Raw genomic sequence first — 3,919 nt, forward strand, 5'->3', positions numbered from 1 at the left:
GTGGCGGCCAACCGTCTGGCCCCCGGCACCGACTGCATCATCGAGCTGGGCGGCGAGGACGCCAAGATCCTCTTCCTCACCAACGGCACCGAGGTCCGGATGAACGGGTCCTGCGCCGGCGGCACGGGTGCTTTCATCGACCAGATGGCCACCCTGCTCAAGATGAGCGCCGACGAGATGGACAAGGCGGCCCAGGCTTCCACCCGGACCTACACCATCGCGTCCCGCTGCGGCGTCTTTGCCAAGAGCGACATCCAGCCCCTGATCAACCAGGGCGCCCTGGCCGGGGACATTGCGGCCTCCATCTACCAGGCCGTGGTCAACCAGACCATCGCCGGTCTGGCCCAGGGCCGTCCCATCAAGGGCAACGTGCTCTACCTGGGCGGACCTCTGACCTTCTCCAGCGTGCTGCGCCAGAGCTTTGACAAGACCCTGGGCCTCACCGGCACCTGCCCGGAGAACAGCCTGCTGTATGTGGCCCTGGGCGCGGCCTTCTACGCCGACCGGGAATCCGACCTGGCCGAGGTGGTCAAGCGGCTGGCCAACTACAGCGCCACCGCCACCTATGTGAGCCTGCCGCCCCTGTTTGCCAACAAGCAGGAGTACGAGGACTTCCACGCCCGCCACATGCGGGCCTGTGTGCCCTGCGTGCCCTTCGGGGCCGAGTGCGGCCCGGTGCACATCGGCATCGACTCCGGTTCCACCACCATCAAGCTGGTGGTCATTGACGAGAACAGCAACATCCTCTTCACCAGCTACCGCCCCAACCTGGGCAACCCCATCCCGCTGGTGAAGGAGACCCTGCTCAAGCTGTACAAGGACCATCCCGGCCTGCAGATTGCCAGCGTCACCACCACCGGCTACGGCGAGGAGCTCATCAAGAACGCCTTCCACTGCGACCGGGGCCTGGTGGAGACGGTGGCCCACTTCACCGCCGCCAAGCATTTCATGCCCAACGTGGATTTCATCATCGACATCGGCGGTCAGGACATGAAGTGCTTCAAGATCGAGGACGGCGCCATCAGCAACATCTTCCTGAACGAAGCCTGCTCCTCCGGCTGCGGCAGCTTTCTGCAGACCTTCGCCCAGGCCCTGGGCTATGACGTGAAGGAGTTTGCGGCCCTGGGGCTGTTCGCCGACCGCCCGGTGGACCTGGGCAGCCGGTGCACCGTCTTCATGAACTCCAGCGTCAAGCAGGCCCAGAAGGACGGCGCTTCCATTGAGAATATCAGCGCGGGCCTGTCCATTTCCGTCGTCAAGAACGCCCTGTACAAGGTCATCCGGGCTTCCAGCCCCGAGGAGCTGGGCCGCAACATCGTGGTCCAGGGCGGCACCTTCTACAACGAAGCGGTGCTCCGCGCCTTTGAGAAGGAGATGGGGGTGGAGGTCATCCGCCCGGACATCGCCGGTCTGATGGGCGCTTTCGGCGCGGCGCTGCACGGCAAGGCCCACAGCCATGCCGATTCCCACAGCACCGTGCTCACCGAGGAGGAGCTGGAACACTTCTCCCAGAAGGTGCAGAACGTGACCTGCAACGGCTGCGGCAACCACTGCCAGCTCACCGTGAACATCTTTGCGGACGGCAAGCGGTTCATCTCCGGCAACCGGTGCGACAAGCCGGTGACCGGCAAGGCCGCGGACGACGAGCTGAACCTGTACGCCTACAAGCTGCAGCTGCTGCTGGATTACCAGAAGATCCAGCCCGAAAGTCCCCGGGCCACCATCGGTCTGCCCCTGTGCCTGAACATGTATGAGCTGCTGCCCTTCTGGCATACCCTGTTTACCAAGCTGGGCTTTGCGGTCAGGACCAGCCCGGTGTCCAGCCGTGCCCTGTACCAGGAAGGTCAGGCCACCATTCCCAGTGACACCGCCTGCTTCCCGGCCAAGCTGGCCCACGGCCATATTGCCGAGCTGGTCAAGCTGGGGGTGGATGCCATCTTCTATCCCTGCATGAGCTACAACGTGGATGAACACCTGGGCGACAACCATTACAACTGCCCGGTGGTGGCCTACTATCCCGAAGTGCTGGAGGGCAACTGCCCCGAGCTGGAACACACCACCTTCATCTACGATTACGTCAACCTGGCCCGCCGCAAGGACTTCACCAAGCGGTTCCCGGCCATTCTGGACAAATACTTCCCCGGTCTCAGCCACAAGCAGGTCGCGGAGGCCATCGACGCCGCCTATACCGAGTACGAGCGCCACATGGTGCAGGTGCGGGCCAAGGGCGCCGAGATCATCGCCAAAGCCCGGGAAGAACACAAGCGCATCGTGGTGCTGGCCGGCCGTCCCTACCATGTGGACCCGGAGGTCAACCACGGCATTGACAAGCTGATCATCCGCCAGGGCGCCGCCGTGGTCACCGAGGACTCGGTGAGCCACCTGATGGAGAAATTCCCCACCTCGGTGCTGAACCAGTGGACCTACCACAGCCGCCTGTATGCCGCCGCCAAGTACTGCACCACCCAGCCCGATATGGACCTGGTGCAGCTGGTGAGCTTCGGCTGCGGGCTGGACGCCATCACCACCGACGAGACCCGGGAGATCCTGCAGGAGGGCGACAAGCTGTACACCCAGCTGAAGATCGACGAGATCACCAACCTGGGCGCCGTGAACATCCGCCTGCGCAGCCTGTTTGCCGCACTGGATGAGCGCGCCGAGGACAAAGCAAGGAGCTGAGCGTATGGAGTACATGACCCCCAATTTTACCAAGGATATGATCCGCACCCACAAGATCCTGATCCCCAACATGGCCGTGACCCAGTTCCGGCTCATGGCGGCGGCGCTGGAATGTGAGGGCTACAACGTGGAAGTGCTGGGCAACTGCGGCAGCGAGGTGGCCCAGCTGGGGCTGAAATACGTCCACAACGACACCTGCTACCCCGCCCTGCTGGTCATCGGCCAGTTCATCGACGCGCTGAACAGCGGCAAGTATGACCTGAAGCACACCGCCCTGCTCATCACCCAGACGGGCGGCGGCTGCCGTGCTTCCAACTACATCAAATTGCTGCGCAAGGCGCTGGTCAAGTCCGGCTACGGGGACATCCCGGTGGCCTCCCTGAACTTTTCCGGCCTGGAGAAGGACAGCGGCCTGCCCCTGACCCTGCCTTTGCTGCGCAAGGTCATTGCCTGCATCTTCTACGGCGACATGCTCTGCGCCCTGCGCAGCCAGGTCAAGCCCTACGAGAACCATCCCGGGGACGCCGAAGCCGCCACCGAGCGGTGGATCGCCACCATCCAGGGCTGGATGCACGAAAACCGCAACTTCAGCGCCCACGACATGAAGAAGCAGTTCCCGGTGATCGCGGCGGACTTTGCGTCCATTCCGGTGACCCGGGTGCCCAAGGTGAAGGTGGGCGTGGTCGGTGAGATCTACGTCAAATATTCGCCCCTGGGCAACAACGACCTGGAAAAGTTCCTGGAAAGCCAGGACTGCGAGGTGAACCTGCCCGGTCTGATGGGCTTTGTGGAGTACTGCATCGCCAACACCGAGCTGGACGTGAAGCTCTACGGCGGTAGCCTGCTGAAAGCCGGCGGCGCCACCGCCCTGCTGAACTGGCTGGACGGCATCGGCAACGCCTGCAATGACGCCATGCGCAAGGCGGGCTTCTATGCGCCGGGTTCCTTCCGGGAGCTGATGGAGAAGCCCAAGGGGATCATCTCCCTGGGCGCCAAGATGGGCGAAGGCTGGCTGCTCACCGCCGAAATGCTGGAACTGGTGGAGGGCGGCTACGCCAACATCGTCTGTGCCCAGCCCTTCGGCTGCCTGCCCAACCACATTGTGGGCAAGGGCATGATCAACAAGATCCGCGCCCTGCACCCGGACGCCAACATCACCCCCGTGGACTACGACCCCAGCGCCACCCGCGTCAACCAGGAAAACCGCATCAAGCTGATGCTGGCGGTGGCCCGGGAGCGG

2 protein-coding genes are annotated in these 3,919 nt (G+C 63.6%); both read left to right on the top strand.

The genetic code is table 11. The features are described 5' to 3' along the window. Positions 1–2,679: acyl-CoA dehydratase activase-related protein (locus tag Q0K17_RS10675; protein ID WP_294542892.1), on the top strand; the 2,679-nt coding region annotated here is incomplete at its 5' end. A 4-nt stretch (positions 2,680–2,683) separates the two neighbouring features. Next, positions 2,684–3,919, top strand: a 1,236-nt coding sequence (locus Q0K17_RS10680) for a 2-hydroxyacyl-CoA dehydratase (RefSeq protein WP_294542894.1), incomplete at its 3' end; no start/stop codon positions are given.

The sequence above is a fragment of the uncultured Gemmiger sp. genome (genome assembly GCA_944388105.1).
Taxonomy (GTDB): domain Bacteria; phylum Bacillota; class Clostridia; order Oscillospirales; family Ruminococcaceae; genus Gemmiger.